Origin of the sequence: Tolypothrix sp. VBCCA 56010, assembly GCF_050875635.1 — a bacterium.
Classification (GTDB): Bacteria; Cyanobacteriota; Cyanobacteriia; order Cyanobacteriales; family Nostocaceae; genus Hassallia.
This window is the reverse complement of record NZ_JBPAOH010000153.1, coordinates 1-19,644: the sequence shown is the minus strand read 5'-3', so window position 1 is coordinate 19,644 and position 19,644 is coordinate 1. Positions and strand designations below refer to the sequence as shown.

Sequence of the window (19,644 nt, the reverse complement as noted above, 5' to 3'; positions counted from 1 at the left end):
TCGTCTTGTCGCTTCAGAAAGGGGGGGGGAATCTCTTCCCCCCCCCACCACTTTGAAGTGCGCGATCGCATTCAGTAGTAAATTTGTATTCCATAACCCGCAACTTGGGTTAAATAGAGTCTGGATCAATATTTAATTCTCGCAGTTTTGCTGCCAAGCGTTCAACTTTTTGTTGAGCCAATTCTTTCTGCTGACGTTCTGACTGCGCTTCTTCTTGTGGTGTTGTAACCAGTTGTCCTTCAGAAGTGAAAAAGCGTAACTTTTCTTCATGCACTCCCAAATATAACCCTAGCTGTTTACTCCACAACCAGCCTAGGGGATTGGGTTGTAATGGTTGATATTCACCACCTACCAAAATAAATCCCGCAAATTCTAAATTATTTGGATCGAACCAAAAGTAATCTGGTGTGCGAAAAATATCTTGATAAATTTGTTTTTTTAAATTTTTATCAGTCGCCGCTGTTAAATCGGAAAGAAGCTCTACAATCACATTGGGATATTTGCCATCTTCTTGCCAGACAACCCAACTTTTGCGTGCAGCGCGGTAGCTTCCCAGCACTACAAAAAAATCTGGTCCCTTGAAGTCTTCTGATTTGGGCTGGCGTGAACTATAGTAGACCGTGAGATTACCCGATGCATAGAAATCGTTGCGGTTTTGCCACAACCACTCAATACACTGGATTAGCAGCATCATTTGCTGGCGATGTAAGTCAGATTCCAAAGGCGGTTCTTGACTATATAAATCCCCTGGAGGAAATATAACATTTTCTGGCGTTTCTAAATCTTTGGCGACAGACATGGCGACTAGTCTCTAACTGGTATAAGTTTAGCGTAGTTGTGAGGCGGAATTGCTGTTGGTGGAGTGCGATCGCTATTCATGCAGAAGCGTTGCACAAGTGTAATTGGTTACTAATATAGCTTCAAAGGCGCGATCGCACTTCATATCACTAAATATCTAACCCCACAACTGTAACTCTGGTAGATGTTCAACAGTGAAATAATATGTATCTCTTCGTTCCTACGGTGCAAGAGTTAACAGCCATTCCAAAATTCCCATTTTCCCAAGTTGAATTTGTGGGTTACTGCGAATCAGATTGATATTTTCGTGGTTGCATACTATCTGTATTTATTTAGTAATAAATCATACGTATTTAACTTTCATTGCACGTAAAAAAAAAGCTGCTATTGGCGCGGGAACCTTGCAGACGATAGATTTTAAGTTTTGTCAATTAATGTTCAGCGAACTTGAATAACTATGATTAATATGGTAATTAATAGTATCATAAAATGATACTATATAATGGGACTTAACAGTAAACACCAAAAAACGCTCAATGCTATTTTTGAGAACCCTGTCAAATCTAATATCTCTTGGAATGATGTTGAGACTATGCTAATTGCTCTTGGTGCAGAAGTATCAGAGGGTGCAGGGTCAAGAGTAAAAGTAGCTCTTAACGAAATAAGAGCGGTTTTTCACAGACCACATCCAGAGAAAGAAACAGATAAAGGTGCAATTAAATCGGTACGACGTTTTTTGACAGAAGCAGGAGTGACAAAAGATGAATTATAAAGGTTATGAAGCAGTTGTAGAATTTGATGAAGACGCAGAAATTTTTCATGGTGAAGTAATTAATCTTAGAGATGTGATAACTTTTCAAGGCGAGACTGTAAAAGAATTGAAACAAGCATTTCGTGATTCAGTGGATGTTTATTTGGATTTTTGTAAAGAACGTGGTGAGGAAGCTGAAAAACCATTTTCAGGTAAGTTTGTAGTCAGAATTAATCCGAGCTTGCATAAAGAAATTTCAATCAAAGCAAAGAAAGAGGGACAAAGTTTAAATTCTTGGATAGAAAAACGCTTGTGTGAAGCTTAAAAATTAATTTTTTATATTCAACATAAGAAAATATAATGTTGAATGAAAAACCCGCTATTATGGCGGGTTATATCGTTTTTGGTTATGATAAGTGTGATTCTACGTAACTATTTCTTGGCGTAGGCGTAGCCCGCCGCAGGCATCGCCTTTGCGAAAAACTTTTTAGTTTACTAAATATAGCTTCAAAGACGCCCTCACCATTCATATCACTAAATATCCAACCCAACAACTGTTAACTCAAGTGGATGCTCAACAGTGAACTGATAATATATCTCTCTTCGCTCTTCGGGTGCAAGAGTTAACAGCCATAACAAAATTCCCATTTCCCCAAGTTGAATTTGTGGGTTACTGCGAATCAGACGCACTTTAATTTGCTCGTTGCGGCTAACTGGTAATTGTTCGGTTAATTTTAAATTAGCTTCTGAGTTAAGTAAGTTAGTAATTATCAAGCGATAACTATAAGTAATCCGCCGCTGATTGCCAATTAATTTTTTGTCTAGCTGACGTTCAACTAACTCCCGTTCAATTTTCAAACCTTCGTCAATTCCTAAGTTAAGTTTGAATTCTTGCCCTGCTACAATATTATCTAATTGTGTTGTTCCCACAAAAATATTGTCGCGGAAAATATTCGCTTTTCCTGGTAACAAAGTTGCACCGGTAACGCTATTTTTCACATGAGCTTGCAAATAAGCAAAGCTTACCAAGCGCGGCATTGCTATATAATCAAAATTACAAGGATAATCGTCATGAAAAATTGTTGTTTTATGAGGTGAACCATCACTGGGAATGTTACCCCCACCAGTTAATTTAAAGGTAACTACGCTTCCTTGTTTTGATACTTCAGCAACAACAGTTTCAGCAGCAATTAAAGTTTCTTCTGTCTCGTCGGATTCATTGTAACTATCTTCAGCCGCACCCGCGATCGCCATCGGAGCCGCAGGTATGGACATAGGTCTTTGTCGTACTCGTCGTGTCGTCATTAATTGTGCTGCCGGACGTGGTACGTCTATATACCACGGTTGCAGTTTAGGCGGTAGTGTACCTAGTCCGGCTTTGGCGGTAGAACAAGTGATATCAACGTTTATCCAATCTTCGCCAGTGTTTTGGATGATTTCTGCCAGGTAGCCTATATGCACAGTATCGCTGGTACTGCTAACCCGCAAGTCATAAAGCGGATTCCAACTAGCGCTATTAACTAAGTAGGAAACCTCTAGCTCAAATTCTCCTGCACCGGCAGGCTCTATTGCCACAATTAAGCTAACACTCTCTTTAGGTAATGGTGTTTGGATTTTTTGTAAAGAAGCGTAAAGTACTTGTAGCTGCTTGTCTAATTCTTGTTGTTGGCTTTTGCATTCCCCGGAAGCGATCGCATATTCGCTATATTGGCTACCCAAAAAGTTGAGGAAATCCAATGTTTCGCTCAAACTGAGATTTTTTCGTGCCAAACTTTGTGCAAATGGATCTTCTGTCTTTTCGCGCAAACCGGCGATAAAACTAGATTGTAAGGCGAAAGCATCGACTTGCGCTTGGAGGTTACGCTTTTCGGCTTCTATTTGCTGAATTTGCCGATGAAGTTGTGCTACTCGTTCAGCCACGGGTTCGGTGGTGAAAATGCGATCGCTACTCACTCCCAACAACCGCACCGCTACTGAACCATTCCCGCTAACCCTGACAGACTCAGTTTCTATCATCGGTAATGCGGTAATTACTAATGAGCGTTCTTGTCCTGTCAAAGACACTATACCGCGTCGTGAGACTAAAGCCTTGTCAGCGTACACCGTCACAGCTTTAATCTGGGTGTCTACTATTTTCGTTTCATAGTCAGTTTCCGGGTTAACCACAGTCAGTTTTCCCCTTAATGTTTGTGTTGGTTAATTTTTAATGATTAACAGTCTAACCGTCAAGTTATTTGGCAATTTAGTCAATGGAATTGACAAGTGTGGAAAATGAAGTTAGGTGTAAGGGTTTTAAGTCCTCCTACACCCCAAACTACAATACCCCCATATTTTATAAGTTAATTACCTCCCTCAACACTGCTATAAACCGGAGAAATGCTGCTTTCTACCATCTTATTCGCTGCGTCTAATAGATACTCAAAGTAAGTACGAGCAACGATAGATAGCTGTTTGCCATTCGGATAGACCATGTACCAAGTTCGCTGAATGGGGAAGTGTTGTACATCCAAAATAGTTAATTCTGGTGTGTTTGGCATTAAGGTATGGCGAGATAAAATAGAAATACCTAAACCACCGGCGATCGCTTGCTTAATCGCCTCATTACTTCCCAATTCGAGCTTGACTTTCACCTTTATGTCATGTTCATCAAAAAGACTTTGCACAGCACGTCGCGTTCCCGAACCTGGTTCTCGCATAATAAAAGGTTCATTCGCAAGACGTTCTATAGGAATATTTTTTTCCTTAGCTAGCGGATGATTTGTTGGTGCTAAAACTACTAAAGGATTATCTAGAAATGGGTGGCAATTCACATCGAGATGTTCTGGCAGTTGACTTATAATATACAAGTCGTCCAAATTGTTAATCATCCTTTCTAAAATCCGTTCGTGATTAGTTACTTGCAAAGATATCTCTATGCCAGGATAAAGTTGGCAAAATGGACCCAACAAACGCGGGACAAAATATTTTGCTGTTGTAATTGCTGCTAAACGTAATTGTCCTTGTTTTAGCCCTTTTAAATTTGCAACTTTCATTTCAAATTGGGCTATTGTCTCAAAAATTTGGCGGCAAGTTGCAAATAATTCTCTTCCCGCTTCTGTTAGAAATAAGCGCTTACCTACTTGCTCAAATAATGGCAAACCGACCGATTTTGTCAGTTGTTTGATTTGCATTGAGACAGTCGGTTGAGTGAGAAAAAGTTCTTCTGCGGCGCGAGTAAAGCTACCATGCCGTGCCGCCGCCTCGAACACCTTTAACTGGTGCAGCGTCGCTTGGTTCAAGGGTAATTCTCCTGTAATAGCAATTTGTCGATATAAATTTAGTATCACGTAACACTCATAAATGATAGAGTGTCGCCCACATAAAAGTTATCAACGATAGTATATAGACTATTCTCTATTATTGCTATTAGAATATTTGGATTTTTTTATAGACTATTCTCTATTATTGCTATTGGAATATTTGTATTTTCTTTATGTAAGTTAGAAGTTATTATCAGAACAACAAGCAAAGCGTAAGATGCCTTTCAGCCAACGTTGCACACCTTAAAGGTATGTTTCGAGGGATAGAAACTTATGTTCTATTAACATCATCACCATAGGTGTGTACAACGTTTTTTTCAACTTGAGGCATTTATTATTGGTTGTTAATTGTTGGTTGTTAGTTGTTGATTGTTAGTTGTTGTTTGTTAGTTGTTGGTTGTTGTTTGTTAGTTGTTTGTTGTTGGTTGACGGTTAACAGTCAACAGTTATCCACTAACCACTAACCACCATCCACTATCTACTAACCACTAACCACCATCCACTATCTACTAACCACTATCCACCATCCACTATCTACTAACCACTATCCACCATCCACTATCCACTAACCACTAACCACTAACCACTATCCACCATCCACTATCTACTAACCACCATCCACTATCCACCATCTACTATCCACTAACCACTAACTCATAACTAATAACTACTCTTCCACAATTTTTACAGGGAGTTTAGCTAAATCCGGCAAGCCTACCATTTCTACTTCGGCAACTTGTTCCTTTTCCTTGATATTCACTGGCAATCTTAAAGGTTGACGTTCTTCTATCCAGCAACTTGCTACTGGCAAGGTTTGCTCTAATTCATCTAGTGGTCGAGGAATCACCATTACAGCGTTTAACTCACCAATCCGTTCTGCCTCAAACATCCCAGCTTCCACTGCCACGGCAACGTTTGCCACAGTGCCGCGAATAATCGCTGTACACAAACCCGCACCGATTTTTTCATATGCTGCCAACTGAACATCAGCGGCTTTCAACATGGCATCAGCAGCTCCCACCAATGCCGGAAATCCCCGCGTTTCTACCAAACCAATTGCTGTATTACTCAAGCGGCTGTAGCCGTCTCCAGTAAATTGACTCAGACGGCTAGCGATGGGAAGCACTATATCTAAATTGGGGAAAGGTCGCGCAATTACTAAGCTAGAAACTAGCTGACCAAATTGTTCAGCGGTTTGTACACCTGATTCTACGGCAAGACGTACATCAGCGATATTACCTCGAACGATCGCAGTACAGTGACCGCCACCGATTTTTTCATACCCTACTAAGTAGACTCCAGCCGATTTCAGCATCATATCTGCCGTTCCCACTATCGCTGGAAAGCTGAGGGTTGATACTAAACCCAACGCGGTATCTTGAAAATTATCTCGACGGGATTGGCTGGTGCTAGCACGTTGATTATATGTTTCCATGTGATTCCTAGATAATCGCGTATTCTGACAACTTACAATTAACACTTACTCAGAGCGATCGTCAGACTTCGGTTCACTTAATGATTGCCTATGTGGAAACAATGTGGTCAACAGCTTTTGTATACTCCCTTGCCCATAAATTTGTGTACCGAAAATGTTCGGGTCAGTGGAAGAGGTTTCTGAGTCCTGAGTGGTAAGTGCTGATTCCTGAGTGATAAGATGCTCTTCTTCATTTGACTCTATTTTCCCCGAATTTATCGGCGAAGGAATCTGACTTTGGGAATTATTTTTATCTTTCCCAGTCCCATTTTGAGACTCTACATTAACAGAAGCAGGTTCAGTTGTGGATGGTTCTAATTCTTTTGTGTCAATCTCAGTCGGCGAAGGTAAGGCAGCACGCACAGTGGTGTCTCCCAAAACTGAACCGGGTGCAACTACTTGCCCTGGCTCCACCGAACAGTTAAAAACTGTTGTTGCTGAACCAATGCAAGCATTTACCCCTATTCTACCTGCACCAACCATTAAAAAACCGGCTCCCAGGCTTACTCCTGCTTCTATTTCTATTATTCCTGTACTGACTTGAAGAATTGACCCCATGCCAATACAGACACCAGGACCGATGACGATTTTGCTGTTTGTAGCCGCTTGGAGTATGACCCCTGGTGCAATTACCGCACTCGGATGAACAATCACCTCGCCACTAATATGAGAATCAAAGTTGGTACCAAGGCGCAGTGGCGGCACAGACATAACAGTTGTAACCTTTGAAGCCGGAGAAAGTGAGTGGAGTGGGGGAGTGGGGGAGTGGGGAGAGGGGGGGATGGGGAGACAAGGAGATGGGGAGACAAGGAGAGAAAGAATTGTCCCCTTGTCCCCTTGTCCCCCTGTCCCCTTGTCCCCTTGTCCTCCTTGTCCTCCTTGTCCTCCACGCCCGTCGTCCTTGTCTGTTTTACTACGGGCGTTGAATTATTGTTTCTAATACCCGACGTTTGTCTTTGGGGTTAATGCCAATTAAGCGTACATATTCCCCTTGGTATTCTCTAAGGTATCCTTCTAAAGCGGCGATCGCTTCTCTTTCAGAATTACCCGGAATTTGACCACCGCTTGTCCAAGAACCGGTGCGGAATCGGCGCTGGTCTACGTGTTCGACGCTGATTTTGCTACCTTGATTTCTCAACTGCCGCAGTTGGTCTATTACTTCTGAGCTTAACCGGGTGCTGGTCGCTGTATTTGACGTTTTAGAAGTGCTAAAACTACTTGCCTCCATCTGGTTATCGCTACGGCTAGGCTGTGCTGCACTGTCATCCGGTCTTTGGATAATGCTTTCTAAAACTCGTTTTTTCGCTTTTGGTTCTATGCCAATTAAGCGCACATATTCCCCTTGGTATTCTCTAAGGTATCCTTCCAAAGCGGCGATCGCTTCTCTTTCAGAATTACCCGGAATTTGACCGCAGCTAGACCAAGAACCTGTACGGAATCGGCGCTTGTCTACATGTTCGGCGCTGATTTTGCTACCTTGATTGATTAGTTGCCGCAGTTGGTCTATTACCTCTGAGCTTAACCGAGTGCTTGCCTTAGTCGAAGTCCTGTCCGAAGAGCTACTTGCGACAAACTTATTACTGCTACCTTCAGCTACATTACCATCCGGTCTTTGGATAATGCTTTCCAAAACCCGCTTTCTGGCTTTTGGTTCAATTCCGACTAACCGAACATACTCGCCGGTGTGTGAAGCTACACAAGCTTCCAAAGCGGAAATTACTTCTTTTTCATTACTGGAAGCAATGGGAGTGCAACTTTGCCAAGAACCGGTACGGAACCGTCTTTTATCTACGTGTTCCATGCCAATTTTGTAACCACCAGCTAAAAGTTGGCGTACTTGCTCGATCGCTTCACCACTTAATGTAGAACTGCCACTATAGCTACTAGCACTCGAATAACTGGCACTTTTTACACCCAGCTTAGGTGTTGTACCATTTTGAACAACACCATCCGGTCTTTGGATAATAGTTTCTAATACGCGGCGTTTGCCTTTGGGGTCAATACCAAATAGGCGAACAAACTCACCACTGTGTTCGGCTAGACAGCTTTCTAAGGCAGCGATCGCTTCACTCGTAGAATTAGTTGCGATCGGACTACAGCTAGCCCACGATCCAGTACGGAACCGCCGCGCATCTACATGTTCCGTACCAATTTTATACCCTTGTTCTAAAAGATGCCGCACTTGTTGCACCGTTTCAGAACTCAAGTTAGAAGATACTGATCCGTTGCCGCTGTAGCCATTACTGCCGTTGGTTTTATATGAACTAGTCATTTCATTCCGAATGTTTTTAATACATTTGTTATCCGCAGCACAGAGATAACCCGATCTCAGTGCTTGATTTATACCTACCACATGATGAGAAAATTCCCTATCCTGAACTTGCACATCTGGTAAGCGATCGGCTTGTTGCTGGTTAGTAATTATCGCTCCCGAAGGCACATATTTTCCCGCTGGAATTTCTACATCTTGAATCAAAGCGTGCATCATAACGATGCAACCATTTCCTACCCTGGCGTTAAACACCGTGGAGCGAAAACCAATAAAGCACTCGTCCCCTACGTATGCAGGTCCGTGAATTAAAGCCATGTGGGTAATGGAAGCATTCTTGCCAATCCATACCGAGTAGGAATTGTCATCATCACCAATTATTCTGCCTTGCTCTAACCCGTGAATCACAACACCATCTTGAAGATTGGTGTTCTCACTGATATTGAAAGGCGTACCTTCATCAGCTCTAATTGAAGTTCCCGGAGCGACAATTACATTCGCACCAATCCGCACGTCCCCAATAACGTTAGAAAATGGATGGATATACGCTGTTGGATCTATATTTGGCTCTGCCAAATTTCTTGACCACGGGGTTGGGGGAGCCGCTGTGCTGCGGACTGCCATTCTAGATTCCTCCTAACTTAAGCTTTTTGTCATTTGTTGGTAGTTAGTTGTTGGTGAACCCCCGCAACGCAGTGGTTCCCCCCGTTGAGTGCAAGTGGTTCTCCCGTTGGGTAGTTAGTTGTTGGTGAACCACTGCGCTATCGCGCTCTGCCGACTTGAAGCAAGTGGTTCTCCCGTTGGGTAGTTAGTTGGAGCGTTGTTGGTTGACAAAAAATTCCTACCACTAACCACTATCTACTAACCACTATCTACGCTCCCACGCTCCCACTGACTCTTGACTACCGATATTGGTCTTTTTTGCCGTAAACAAGGCGATCTTCAACGTAAACTGTATCAATTATCGCCACTACCGCTGCATCTACCGGACGCTGTTCGTTCCCTAGAACTTGACGTGCCGCACTGCCACGACTGATAAGTACCCACTCATCTAATCCAGCACCGACACTATCAGCTGCCACCTCATATTCTGGCAAAATTTGTCCTTCTTCATTTATTAACTGCAACAACAGTAGTTTGACACCTCTAAGACTTGGGTCTTTTTGTGTACTAACTACTGTGCCGCGAACTTTAGCAAGTTGCATTGTACTCGTTACGGTCTTCTGCCGAAGGGACGAATGGCGTTAACATTCTCCCGGAATTGCTCTACGTCTTCTGTATAACGAATTGGTAGGACATATTCCAGGTTCTCGTGCGGACGAGCAATGATGTGAGTAGATAGAACTTGTCCCCCATTAACTCGCTTGACTGATTCAACTCCCGCTCCTACCGAAGCTTGCACTTCTGATACATCTCCCCGGACAATCACGGTAACGCGACCACTACCGATTTTCTCATAACCTACTAGGGTGACGCGGGCGGCTTTCACCATTGCGTCAGCAGCTTCCACTACTGCTGGAAAACCTAGCGTTTCTACCATTCCTACTGCGATTGACATGCTTTTTTAATCCTTAATTAAGTTTCACTTCGATGAACACAAACAGCTACGCTTGCTGACAACTCGTCAATAGATGCGTGATGCCTGTTTAACTAGTGCAGCACTACAAAAATAATTAGACAGTCATAAACAGACAAAAAAGTAGTTTTTATAAGCATTTCTGCCTTCTGCTTTCCGACTTCTGCCTTGAGCAATCGCTGCCTTCTAGCTTTTAAGTGCGAAACTGTTCTACAGCCTCGGTGTATCGAATCGGCAATACATATTCTAGGTTTTCGTGGGGACGAGCAATGATGTGTGTAGACAGCACTTCACCGCCATTTACTCTTCTGGCTGCTTCAACCCCAGCTGCAACCGAAGCTTGTACTTCAGACACATCTCCTCTCACAATTACGGTGACGCGAGCGCTACCGATTTTCTCATAGCCTACCAAGGTGACACGAGCGGCTTTAACCATCGCGTCCGCAGCTTCTACTACTGCCGGAAAGCCTTTTGTTTCAATCATCCCAACTGCAATTGGCATCGCAGAACTCCTCAAAAATTAATGCAATTACTTGTCTTGTGGAAAATATTTACGGGAATGCTCAGTTTGAGCTGTAAAAGCATTTCCGTTATTAAGCATAGAAAAGCTTTGCGTTTCTGGCAATATAAATTACTATAATAGTTTATGATAAGATAGTTTTAAAATTCTTAATATAAATTTATGTGGCGATCTCAGCAATTAAATTACACAGATTGCTAGAGCAACCACTTATGTTTTATAATTTTTTAATTACATTTGTTCAATATCAGTTCATAAAGACTGCTATTCCTTGTGCTTAAGAATGACTTGCATTGTTTGAGCTTTTGCTACGGCTGTGTTTTGTCCAATTTTGTTGTATATTTAAGTCCGGCGATAAAAATAGATAAAATTATTTAATATATAATATAAAGAGGGGATATAAAATTAAAATATAGGAATATAGAAATAAATTAAAATGATGTAGTTTCAAATTTAAATTATTAAATAATAGATTTTTATTTAGGTAAATGTAAAGTACAAGATAAGAAAGATATTAGATTTCCATTAAATATGTTGAATGTAAAAAATAAGGAATAATAATTCGTCAAAGGAAATTTAAATGAATCAGATTCTCTTCTCAACAAGTTGGTGGTTGCCTCTTTATGGCTTAGTAGGCGCGATTTTAACTTTGCCGTGGGCAATGGGAATAATTCGGCGTACGGGACCTAGACCAGCAGCATATTTAAACATATTGACGACTGTATTGGCTTTTATCCACAGTCTATTTGTATTTATAGATATCTGGAATAGAGAACCGGAAACATTTACCATCGCCTGGTTTTCGGCAGCAGATTTTGACTTATCCTTTGCCTTAGACATTTCACCAATAAGTATTGGGACATCAGTTTTAATCACGGCATTAAGTCTGTTAGCACAGATTTATGCCTTAGGTTACATGGAAAAAGATTGGGCACTCGCTCGTTTCTTTGCGATGATGGGATTTTTTGAAGCAGCGTTGAGTGGTTTAGCCATCAGTGACTCGTTGTTTCTCAGCTATGCTTTGTTAGAAGTCTTAACCCTTTCCACTTACTTGCTGGTAGGATTTTGGTATGCTCAACCTTTGGTAGTGACAGCAGCGCGAGATGCGTTTCTCACCAAACGAGTAGGAGATTTATTGCTGCTGATGGGAGTAGTAACGCTTTCCACCTTAGCTGGTAGTTTGAACTTTTCCCATTTATATGAATGGGCGCAAACGGCAAACTTAAATCCGTTAACATCAACTTTACTCGGTTTAGCATTGATAGCAGGACCAGCTGGTAAATGCGCTCAATTTCCCTTGCATTTGTGGTTAGACGAAGCGATGGAAGGTCCCAACCCAGCTTCGGTAATGCGGAACTCATTGGTAGTAGCGGGTGGTGCGTATCTACTATTTAAACTTCAGCCGATTTTAGCGCTTTCGCCAGTTGCTTTAAACGCTTTGATAATCATGGGTACAGTTACAGCAATAGGCGCAAGCTTAGTGTCTCTTGCCCAAACAGATATTAAGCGGGCATTATCCCATTCTACCAGTGCCTACATGGGATTAGTATTTTTGGCGGTAGGTTTGCAGCAAGGAGGTGTCGCCTTAATGTTGCTGTTGACTCATGCGATCGCTAAAGCACTATTATTCATGAGTTCGGGTTCGGTCATATTCACCACCCACAGCCAAGACTTAACAGAAATGGGCGGTTTGTGGTCGCGGATGCCGGCAACCACTACAGCTTACGTCGTCGGTTCAGCCGGATTGGTATCGCTACTGCCATTAGGAAGTTTTTGGGCGATGCTGTCATGGGCTGATGGCTTTGTAGCGATTAACCCTTGGGTGATTGGTGTATTGTTAATAGTTAACGGCTTAACAGCATTAAATTTGACACGAGTCTTTCGATTGGTGTTTTGGGGTGAAGCGCAACAAAAGACCCGTCGCACCCCAGAAGTCGGTTGGACAATGGCATTTCCAATGGTATCTTTGATAATAGTGACGCTGTTAGTACCCGTGATGCTACAGCAATGGTATCTGCTACCAACTTGGGAAAGTGTCAACTGGTATGTAGTGTTGCTATTAGTTTCATCTACCTTGGCTGGGGTAGCTACAGGATGTACAATTTACCTGCACAAAGGTTGGTCAAGATCAACAGTACTCGCTTGGAGATTAGTGCAAGATTTATTGGGTTATGACTTTTATATTGACCGAATTTACCGATTGACAGTAGTAGGTGCAGTAGCGCTACTTTCGAGGATTTCTGCTTGGAGCGATCGCTACATAGTTGATGGTTTAGTTAACCTAGTCGGCATTGCCACAATTTTTAGCGGACAAACCTTAAAATACAGCATTTCCGGTCAATCGCAAGGATATATGTTAACTATCCTTGCGGTCGTCAGCGTGCTAGGGTTTTTCATTAGCTGGTCATTAGGTCTATTGGATAAGTTGCCCTTTTAAAAGTTAACAGTCCGAAGGGCATGGGGCAATGGGCAATGGGCAATGGGCAATGGGCAATGGAAATTGAGAATCAATTATTAATCTCTTTTTCATGCCCCATGACGGCAGGTGCTACAACGGAGGGAACCTCCAAGGGCGCACTGCCTCCCCCATGCCCCATGACGGCAGGTGCTACAACGGAGGGAACCTCCAACGGCGCACTGCCTCCCCCATGCCCCATGCCCCATTCCCCCTTCCCCTTAAATAGTTTGTGTCTATGCTTAGTGCTTTAATTTTGCTGCCGTTGTTCGGTGCGGCTTTAATTGGGTTTTTGCCCATAGCCATGAATGGGAAAATTTCCCGTGGGATAACTTTGGTTTTTAGTGCGATCGCTTTTTTGTGGACAATTGTACTAGCTATTCAGTTTAATCCCGGACAAGTGACGCAACAGTTTGCAGAGTTCATCCCTTGGGTAGATGTTTTAGGCTTAAACTATAACCTAGGAATAGACGGTTTGTCTATGCCCTTGCTGCTGTTAAATGGACTTTTGACTTGTATTGCCATTTACAGTAGCGATGAATCTTTGCATCGTCCTCGGTTTTATTACTGTTTACTATTGCTGTTAAATGCTGGGGTGGCTGGAGCCTTTTTAGCACAGGATTTACTGCTATTTTTCCTATTTTACGAGTTGGAATTGATTCCCCTGTATTTGCTAATTGCGATTTGGGGTGGACAACAGCGCGGTTATGCAGCGACAAAATTTTTAATTTATACCGCTTTATCGGGAATTTTGATTTTAGCAAGTTTCCTCGGTTTGGTTTGGTTGAGTCATGCGCCAAGTTTTGCTTTGGCAAGCTTGAATGCGAAAGCGCTACCGTTGGCAACACAAATTTTATTGCTAGCCGGGATTTTGATAGGTTTTGGAATTAAAATTCCTTTAGTTCCTTTTCATACTTGGTTGCCAGATGCTCACGTCGAAGCTTCCACACCGATATCTGTATTGTTAGCTGGTGTGTTGTTGAAGTTGGGAACTTACGGCTTACTGCGGTTTGGCATGAACTTGTTACCAGAAGCTTGGAGTTATTTGGCTCCTTGGTTGGCGATTTGGGCAGTAGTGAGCGTGCTTTATGGTGCATCGTGCGCGATCGCCCAAAAAGATATGAAAAAAATGGTAGCATACAGTTCTATTGGTCACATGGGCTACATTTTATTAGCTGCTGCTGCCGCTACACCTTTAAGCGTGTTGGGAACAGTTATGCAAATGGTCAGCCACGGCTTGATTTCTGCACTGCTGTTTTTGCTGGTGGGCATTGTGTATAAAAAAGCTGGAAGCCGGGATTTAGACGTGCTTAAAGGACTTTTGAATCCAGAACGAGGAATGCCTGTAATTGGTAGCTTAATGGTTTTGGGCGTAATGGCTAGCGCAGGTATACCGGGAATGGTCGGGTTTATTTCCGAGTTTATTATCTTTCGTGGCAGTTTCCCGGTTTTTCCGGTGCAAACCTTGCTATCAATGATTGGTACAGGCTTAACCGCAGTATACTTCTTGCTTTTGGTAAACCGTGCCTTTTTTGGACGCTTATCTGTGCAAGTGATGAATTTGCCTCGCGTATATTGGAGCGATCGCCTTCCATCTGTGGTATTAGCAATCTTAATTGTGATTTTGGGAATTCAACCTGCTTGGTTAATACACTGGACTGAACCAACCATCACCGCAATGGTCAATGCCCAAAACGTAGTCGCAATATCTCCAGACAAAATCAAAGGTAATTGAGAAATGGATAGTTGTTAGTGGTTAGTGGGGCATGGGGCATGGGGCATGGCGCATGGGGCATGGCGAGTGGAAAAAGAATTATTACCCATTACTCATTCCCAATGCCCATTGCCCAATGCCCAATGCCCACTAACAACTAACAACCAACAACCAACAACCAACAACTAACAACCAACAACCAACAACTAACAGCAATGGTAACTATTACAAAGAAGCTTGCCAACCATCCTCTTTTTAACTATATTCAACTTCTCCAAAAAGGAGAACCATTACTTCCTGACAATCCCGAAAACGTATTAGAAGTAGTCGGCATTCTCAAAAGTTATGGCGTAGTTTTAGATGCTTACTCCAAAAATCTCATCTACATTGCCGAAAATCAATATTTAGTATTTTTTCCCTTTTTTAAATACTTTAATGGCGAGATTACTCTAAATAAATTACTACGTCATTGGTCGCATGACAGAATCAACTTTGAATATGCTGAATATTGCATGAAAGCTATGCTTTGGCATGGTGGCGGAGGGTTAGATGAATATTTAGATTCAGCAGAATTTGAAGAAAGAGCCAAAGCTGTTATTGATGCCAAATTTAAAAAGAATCCTTTGATGATGGGAGTTAACCAACTATTTCCTGATTTCTTAACAGAACAGTTGCGCGTAACTTCTTACTATACTGGTTTGGGTCAGTTTTGGCGAGTCATGGCTGATATGTTTCTCAGTTTATCAGACCTTTACGACCAAGGCAAAATTAAATCGATTCCTCAAGTTGTAGATCATATTAAAGGGGAGTTGGTAGCAAATGCAAATAAGCCAATTACCTACGCTGTGAAACTGCGGGATAAAGTTTATGAAATTATTCCCCAAAGCGTTGGTTTAACCTTTTTGGCAGATACGGCAATTCCTTATGTCGAGGCAGTTTTCTTTCGAGGAACGCCTTTTCAGGGGACAGTTTCATATAATGCTCAAGCTTATCAAATTCCGGCAGATCAAGCAAGATTTCAATATGGTGCTTTGTATGCCGATCCGTTGCCCATTGGTGGTGCGGGTATTCCTCCCACATTGTTAATGCAGGATATGCGTCACTTTCTGCCAGAGTATTTGCACGAAGTTTATCGTCGCAGTCGCAGAGGTGAAGATGATTTGCGGGTACAAATTTGCATGAGTTTCCAAAAATCGATGTTTTGTGTGACTACAGCAACGATTTTAGGATTAATGCCTCATCCTTTGGATAGCCAAAATCCAGATGAGCAAAATGCTAATCAAGTTTATTTAGCAAAGTGGATGGATAGGCTACAAAATTCGCGCTTGTTGAATGTTAATGAGTAGTTTTTAGGATAGAGAAAATAGATTACGCTTCCGGTTCAATGCCCAGCGATGTCTAACGACAAGCCGCTTTGCGTCTACGCAACTGGGCAGCCAAGCGATCGGCTTTTTGACGTTCTTGCTCGGCTTTTTCATCACCACTAGATTAATTGCAGTCATAGGGCTACTACCCTCGCGTTCTTTGTGAGGTTTGTTTTTTAGTTTAGCAATAGAGGCAGGAAAAGAGCGATCGCTAGCAAACACCGCAGGCATCGCACTTCTATCAGTCAAGTCAAAATCGAGTTATAATTCTTCAATCTCGAAACTTGGTTCACCTGGATAAAACTCATTATCCACAATTTGCTCAAAGCTATAATTACATTCTGACGGAAAGGTTTTCAGAGGTAAATTAGTTTCTCCCATTGCTAAATCCCTAGCATTTTCATAAGCTGACTGTAAAGTATCTGGCAAGTAAGATTTTAGACTTGGATTCTCTACTAATAATTTGATAATTTCACGTCGCTGCAAGCGAATAGTTGCTAAAAAGCTACGAATCCGCCGTTCTGGTTGATACTGCCATTTAAGTAAATGTCCTAGTAACACGCTCAGACGATTTCTCAATTCCTGGCGTTGTTGTTTCCTTAATGATTCTATTTCCTCAAGCAAATTTGGCAAGTCAATTTTGCTCCACTCTTTGTGACGAAGTAACTCAGCTTGTTCTTGCGTCCAGGCGTAGAAGTCTGTTTCGTAGAGATTGGACATTTTAATTGCCTGTGTTGCTAAAAATAGAGTAACAAAAAAGTGTGAAAGCCTAAAGTTTATTTGAGAGTTTACTTTGTAAATTATCGGGTGTGGGGAAGGCGATCGCTTATCTTATATTCTCCACCCATAGAAGATTACTTATATAAGTACTGCTTAAAAGCGCGTTGTAAAATTTTTCATCTGCTGTCACCATCTGGCATCGTTGCGTAATCCCAAGTGCTAAGTATAAACTGTCATACACTGCTCGATCTGTCTCAAGGGCAATATCTAAAGCTAGTGGCATCAACGGTTGAGATAAATACACTTCTATAGGAAATGCATTTAAATCTGCTAAGGTTTGTCTTGCATTGTCAGCAGTATCTTCTTTACGACGCACTCGCTTCCACAAGACATTTCCTAATTCTGGGTAAAAAAAATCTGGAGCTAAAAAAGTATGGTCACTTGCCAGTAAACGCCTAGCTGCATCAGAATACACTTCAGGCACAAACCATTTTATGGCAATGCTAGCATCTAAAACATACTAACTCACCGTTCTCTGTCCTCGCGGATGAGTTCAGTACTGTCACTGAAAGTTTTTCCTGCATACCTTACCTGAGCGCGTGCTACGGCTTCTCTAGCTTTTTCTATATCACCGCCACTGTGGTAATGTGTCGCTTGTTCAGATGCTTGCTGTAGGATATATTTTAATTCTTCTTGCAAAGAGCGACCGTGCTGTTTAGCGAGAGTTTCCAGCTTTTGCAAGATGATGGGGTCTAAGTCTTCAACTAATACTTGAGCCATACTTGACTTGAATTGTAGGAACACTCTTGTTGAGATTATAGCAAGCGATCGCCTCTGTGCCCTTGATAATGAAAGCAACTGCAATAAAAAGCTTTATAAAGATTGGATGTTTGCTGTTTGGCTGAAAAGCGATCGCTTGCTCAAGCTGCCAAAATTTTCTTATGTGATAATTTATGCAGATATTTTGGGAGTTGCAGATGTGGCTTGGGTAGCAGGTAAGCAATTGCAAGGTGGAAAATACACCATTGAAAGAGAGTTGGGACGGGGACGCTTTGGCATCACTTATTTGGTAAGAAATAGGGATGTCGATCGCCTAGTCATTAAAACCTTAAATGATGACCTGCTCAGATCCCTTACCCAGCAGGAAAGCGAACGCTTGGAGACGATGTTTTGGCAAGAGGCGGTAAAACTTACTCGATGTAAGCATAAGCATATTGTACAGGTTGCAGAACCTTTTAAGGAAGGAGATCATTGGTGTCTGCTAATGGAATATGTGGATGGGGTGAGTTTAGCCGATCGTGGCAAACAAATACTTTCAGAACAAGAAGCACTACGTTACATTCAGCAAATTGGGGAAGCTTTAATAGTTGTGCATGAGAATCGCTTGATTCATCGGGATGTGCATCCAGGAAATATCTTTTTGCGGGTGCGAGATGCACAAGCTGAAGCGGTGCTGATCGATTTTGGTTTAGCTCTGGATTTTGACCATATTTTAACCACAAACCGAACTAAGGAAACTTCTGAGGGATTTACACCCCCTGAGCTTTACGCTCAAAGTATACCAACAGGGGCATATAGCGATATTTATTCTTTGGCAGCTACTTTATATGTACTTGTAACAGGACAAACACCTGTCAGTGCGCTGAAACGTAAGATTGACAACGCTCGTTTAGTGGAACCGAAAGACTTGAATAATTTGGTTAGCGATCGCACAAACCGCGCAATTTTAACTGGTATGAAGCTAAATCCACAGCAGCGATCGCAGTCAATGCGGGAATGGCTTGATTCTCTAGGGTTAACTGGAGAAGTTCCCCAACCTGAACCTCCTGTAGTTGCTGAACCCAGATCAATCAATTGGACACATATTATAGCGGCGATCGCTGCGATTGGAGCCTTACTCTCAGGCATTGCTGCTTTGATTGCTAATTTTAAAACATCTACTCCGCCGTCTCATACCGCACCCTCACAGTCTCCCAGTCCGTCATCTACCAAAACACCGTAGAATTAGCTAAACTTTCATTAGGATGCTGGGATTAAAGTAATTTTTTAAGTATTTTCTTCTATTTAGAGGTATTCATGCCTTGGACAGAAGGACAACTATTGCAAGGTGGCAAATATGTAATTGGGGAAGTCCTGGGACAGGGTGGATTCGGGATTACTTACAAAGCATTTCATGTTGAGCTAAACCAGACGGTTGTTATCAAGACACCCAATGAATATCTCAGCCATGATCCGGAGTATGAAAAGTACATAGAGCGATTTAAGCGAGAAGGGCAGACACTAGCACGGTTATCTCAAGACCCCCATCCTCATATTGTGGGAGTAATTGACTTGTTTAGAGAAGGTAGCACTCATTGCCTGGTAATGGACTTTGTGCCGGGAGAAAATTTATTTGAGGCAGTCAGACGCAGGGGAGCGTTACCAGAAGCAGAGATTGTGCCTTGTATTCGTCAGATTGGGGAAGCCTTGATGGTAGTACATCAGGCAGGGCTAGTACACCGAGATGCCCACCCCGGAAACATCATGCTGCGGAGTAATGGCAAAGCGGTTCTGATTGACTTTGGCATTGCTAAAGAACTTGTACCTCAAACTTTGAGTTCAAGTGCGATTCGTTGAGTGAGGAATCACGGTTAAGTCCGTAAATAATCACTCCAACCCCCTTTGGGTTGAACTCCAGACAGGATGGAGGTGCAAGCCCTCCCTC

At 42.3% G+C, this 19,644-nt stretch carries 22 protein-coding genes and 1 pseudogene; 9 read left to right on the top strand and 14 right to left on the bottom strand.

Annotation, left to right across the window (positions count from 1 at the left end):
* Positions 1-109: 109 nt before the first annotated feature.
* Positions 110-799, bottom strand: coding sequence for a Uma2 family endonuclease (locus AABK37_RS33730; protein WP_432555830.1), 690 nt, complete (start codon positions 797-799; stop codon positions 110-112).
* A 501-nt stretch (positions 800-1,300) separates the two neighbouring features.
* Here AABK37_RS33730 and AABK37_RS33725 point away from each other — a divergent pair.
* A complete protein-coding gene (locus tag AABK37_RS33725) occupies positions 1,301-1,570 on the top strand; it encodes a type II toxin-antitoxin system HicA family toxin (protein WP_089125534.1) in 270 nt (89 codons plus the stop codon).
* Positions 1,560-1,874: a type II toxin-antitoxin system HicB family antitoxin gene (locus AABK37_RS33720; RefSeq protein WP_432555829.1), complete on the top strand. Its 315-nt coding sequence runs from the start codon at positions 1,560-1,562 to the stop codon at positions 1,872-1,874. Before AABK37_RS33725 ends, AABK37_RS33720 begins: the two co-directional genes overlap by 11 nt.
* Positions 1,875-2,083: 209 nt before the next feature.
* On the opposite strand, the gene AABK37_RS33715 is transcribed toward AABK37_RS33720, so the two are convergent.
* From AABK37_RS33715 to AABK37_RS33675, 9 genes are all read right to left on the bottom strand, one after another.
* On the bottom strand, positions 2,084-3,715 hold the full coding sequence (locus AABK37_RS33715) for a mucoidy inhibitor MuiA family protein (protein WP_432555828.1): 1,632 nt from the start codon (positions 3,713-3,715) through the stop codon (positions 2,084-2,086).
* A gap of 173 nt (positions 3,716-3,888) precedes the next feature.
* Positions 3,889-4,827: a LysR substrate-binding domain-containing protein gene (locus AABK37_RS33710; protein ID WP_432555832.1), complete on the bottom strand. Its 939-nt coding sequence runs from the start codon at positions 4,825-4,827 to the stop codon at positions 3,889-3,891.
* Positions 4,828-5,515: 688 nt separating this feature from the next.
* A complete protein-coding gene (locus AABK37_RS33705) occupies positions 5,516-6,283 on the bottom strand; it encodes a BMC domain-containing protein (protein WP_432555827.1) in 768 nt (255 codons plus the stop codon).
* A 45-nt stretch (positions 6,284-6,328) separates the two neighbouring features.
* On the bottom strand, positions 6,329-7,033 hold the full coding sequence (locus AABK37_RS33700; protein WP_432555826.1) for a transferase: 705 nt from the start codon (positions 7,031-7,033) through the stop codon (positions 6,329-6,331).
* On the bottom strand, positions 6,973-7,212 hold the full coding sequence (locus tag AABK37_RS33695; RefSeq protein WP_432555825.1) for a hypothetical protein: 240 nt from the start codon (positions 7,210-7,212) through the stop codon (positions 6,973-6,975). The genes AABK37_RS33700 and AABK37_RS33695 overlap by 61 nt, the downstream gene beginning before the upstream one ends.
* Positions 7,213-7,235: 23 nt before the next feature.
* Positions 7,236-9,215, bottom strand: a complete 1,980-nt coding sequence (locus AABK37_RS33690) for a ribulose bisphosphate carboxylase small subunit (RefSeq protein WP_432555824.1) — start codon at positions 9,213-9,215, stop codon at positions 7,236-7,238.
* 278 nt (positions 9,216-9,493) lie between these two features.
* Entirely contained in the window at positions 9,494-9,796 is a 303-nt protein-coding gene (locus AABK37_RS33685) for a EutN/CcmL family microcompartment protein (protein ID WP_432555823.1), read from the bottom strand.
* Positions 9,797-9,804: 8 nt separating this feature from the next.
* A complete protein-coding gene (locus AABK37_RS33680) occupies positions 9,805-10,149 on the bottom strand; it encodes a carbon dioxide-concentrating mechanism protein CcmK (RefSeq protein ID WP_039748664.1) in 345 nt (114 codons plus the stop codon).
* Between the two features lie 211 nt (positions 10,150-10,360).
* Positions 10,361-10,669 carry a carbon dioxide-concentrating mechanism protein CcmK gene (locus tag AABK37_RS33675; RefSeq protein ID WP_015209255.1) on the bottom strand — a complete coding sequence of 103 codons (309 nt, stop codon included), beginning with the start codon at positions 10,667-10,669 and terminating at the stop codon, positions 10,361-10,363.
* A gap of 598 nt (positions 10,670-11,267) precedes the next feature.
* On the opposite strand from AABK37_RS33675, the gene AABK37_RS33670 reads away from it, so the two are divergent.
* From AABK37_RS33670 to AABK37_RS33650, 5 genes are read left to right on the top strand one after another with little or no spacing between them, the layout of a single operon-like run.
* Positions 11,268-13,124, top strand: a complete 1,857-nt coding sequence (locus AABK37_RS33670; RefSeq protein ID WP_432555822.1) for an NAD(P)H-quinone oxidoreductase subunit F — start codon at positions 11,268-11,270, stop codon at positions 13,122-13,124.
* Between the two features lie 20 nt (positions 13,125-13,144).
* Positions 13,145-13,396 (top strand): hypothetical protein, encoded by a 252-nt coding sequence (locus AABK37_RS33665; protein WP_432555821.1) that lies wholly within the window; start codon positions 13,145-13,147, stop codon positions 13,394-13,396.
* The gene (locus tag AABK37_RS33660; RefSeq protein ID WP_432555820.1) at positions 13,381-14,877 is read left to right on the top strand and encodes an NADH-quinone oxidoreductase subunit M; all 1,497 of its coding nucleotides are present in this window, start codon (positions 13,381-13,383) and stop codon (positions 14,875-14,877) included. Before AABK37_RS33665 ends, AABK37_RS33660 begins: the two co-directional genes overlap by 16 nt.
* Before the next feature lie 24 nt (positions 14,878-14,901).
* Positions 14,902-15,045, top strand: a complete 144-nt coding sequence (locus AABK37_RS33655) for a hypothetical protein (protein WP_432555819.1) — start codon at positions 14,902-14,904, stop codon at positions 15,043-15,045.
* 26 nt (positions 15,046-15,071) lie between these two features.
* The gene (locus AABK37_RS33650; RefSeq protein WP_432555818.1) at positions 15,072-16,202 is read left to right on the top strand and encodes a CO2 hydration protein; all 1,131 of its coding nucleotides are present in this window, start codon (positions 15,072-15,074) and stop codon (positions 16,200-16,202) included.
* Positions 16,203-16,205: 3 nt separating this feature from the next.
* Here the strand turns inward: AABK37_RS33650 and AABK37_RS33645 are convergent, their stop codons facing one another.
* The 4 genes and pseudogenes from AABK37_RS33645 to AABK37_RS33630 form a co-directional block, all read right to left on the bottom strand.
* Complete coding sequence (locus AABK37_RS33645) at positions 16,206-16,469, bottom strand: hypothetical protein (protein WP_432555817.1); 264 nt, start codon at positions 16,467-16,469, stop codon at positions 16,206-16,208.
* Positions 16,470-16,481: 12 nt separating this feature from the next.
* Positions 16,482-16,940 carry a DUF29 domain-containing protein gene (locus tag AABK37_RS33640; RefSeq protein ID WP_432555816.1) on the bottom strand — a complete coding sequence of 153 codons (459 nt, stop codon included), beginning with the start codon at positions 16,938-16,940 and terminating at the stop codon, positions 16,482-16,484.
* Between the two features lie 106 nt (positions 16,941-17,046).
* Positions 17,047-17,448: pseudogene (locus tag AABK37_RS33635) on the bottom strand (type II toxin-antitoxin system VapC family toxin); the annotation flags it as partial.
* A 17-nt stretch (positions 17,449-17,465) separates the two neighbouring features.
* Positions 17,466-17,720 (bottom strand): FitA-like ribbon-helix-helix domain-containing protein, encoded by a 255-nt coding sequence (locus AABK37_RS33630; RefSeq protein ID WP_432555815.1) that lies wholly within the window; start codon positions 17,718-17,720, stop codon positions 17,466-17,468.
* 199 nt (positions 17,721-17,919) lie between these two features.
* Between AABK37_RS33630 and AABK37_RS33625 the strand changes: the two genes are divergently transcribed.
* Both AABK37_RS33625 and AABK37_RS33620 read left to right on the top strand, forming a co-directional pair.
* Positions 17,920-18,942, top strand: a complete 1,023-nt coding sequence (locus AABK37_RS33625) for a serine/threonine protein kinase (protein WP_432555831.1) — start codon at positions 17,920-17,922, stop codon at positions 18,940-18,942.
* 74 nt (positions 18,943-19,016) lie between these two features.
* The gene (locus AABK37_RS33620; RefSeq protein ID WP_432555814.1) at positions 19,017-19,556 is read left to right on the top strand and encodes a serine/threonine protein kinase; all 540 of its coding nucleotides are present in this window, start codon (positions 19,017-19,019) and stop codon (positions 19,554-19,556) included.
* The last annotated feature ends 88 nt before the right edge of the window (positions 19,557-19,644 follow it).

Bases quoted from the DNA above. Each gene is read 5' to 3' on its own strand.
- AABK37_RS33730 (WP_432555830.1), bottom strand. From the start codon at position 799: ATGTCTGTCGCCAAAGATTTAGAAACGCCAGAAAATGTTATATTTCCT.
- AABK37_RS33725 (WP_089125534.1), top strand. From the start codon at position 1,301: ATGGGACTTAACAGTAAACACCAAAAAACGCTCAATGCTATTTTTGAG.
- AABK37_RS33720 (WP_432555829.1), top strand. From the start codon at position 1,560: ATGAATTATAAAGGTTATGAAGCAGTTGTAGAATTTGATGAAGACGCA.
- AABK37_RS33705 (WP_432555827.1), bottom strand. From the start codon at position 6,283: ATGGAAACATATAATCAACGTGCTAGCACCAGCCAATCCCGTCGAGAT.
- AABK37_RS33700 (WP_432555826.1), bottom strand. From the start codon at position 7,033: ATGTCTGTGCCGCCACTGCGCCTTGGTACCAACTTTGATTCTCATATT.
- AABK37_RS33690 (WP_432555824.1), bottom strand. From the start codon at position 9,215: ATGGCAGTCCGCAGCACAGCGGCTCCCCCAACCCCGTGGTCAAGAAAT.
- AABK37_RS33685 (WP_432555823.1), bottom strand. From the start codon at position 9,796: ATGCAACTTGCTAAAGTTCGCGGCACAGTAGTTAGTACACAAAAAGAC.
- AABK37_RS33680 (WP_039748664.1), bottom strand. From the start codon at position 10,149: ATGTCAATCGCAGTAGGAATGGTAGAAACGCTAGGTTTTCCAGCAGTA.
- AABK37_RS33675 (WP_015209255.1), bottom strand. From the start codon at position 10,669: ATGCCAATTGCAGTTGGGATGATTGAAACAAAAGGCTTTCCGGCAGTA.
- AABK37_RS33670 (WP_432555822.1), top strand. From the start codon at position 11,268: ATGAATCAGATTCTCTTCTCAACAAGTTGGTGGTTGCCTCTTTATGGC.
- AABK37_RS33665 (WP_432555821.1), top strand. From the start codon at position 13,145: ATGGGGCAATGGGCAATGGGCAATGGGCAATGGGCAATGGAAATTGAG.
- AABK37_RS33660 (WP_432555820.1), top strand. From the start codon at position 13,381: ATGCTTAGTGCTTTAATTTTGCTGCCGTTGTTCGGTGCGGCTTTAATT.
- AABK37_RS33650 (WP_432555818.1), top strand. From the start codon at position 15,072: ATGGTAACTATTACAAAGAAGCTTGCCAACCATCCTCTTTTTAACTAT.
- AABK37_RS33640 (WP_432555816.1), bottom strand. From the start codon at position 16,940: ATGTCCAATCTCTACGAAACAGACTTCTACGCCTGGACGCAAGAACAA.
- AABK37_RS33630 (WP_432555815.1), bottom strand. From the start codon at position 17,720: ATGGCTCAAGTATTAGTTGAAGACTTAGACCCCATCATCTTGCAAAAG.
- AABK37_RS33620 (WP_432555814.1), top strand. From the start codon at position 19,017: ATGCCTTGGACAGAAGGACAACTATTGCAAGGTGGCAAATATGTAATT.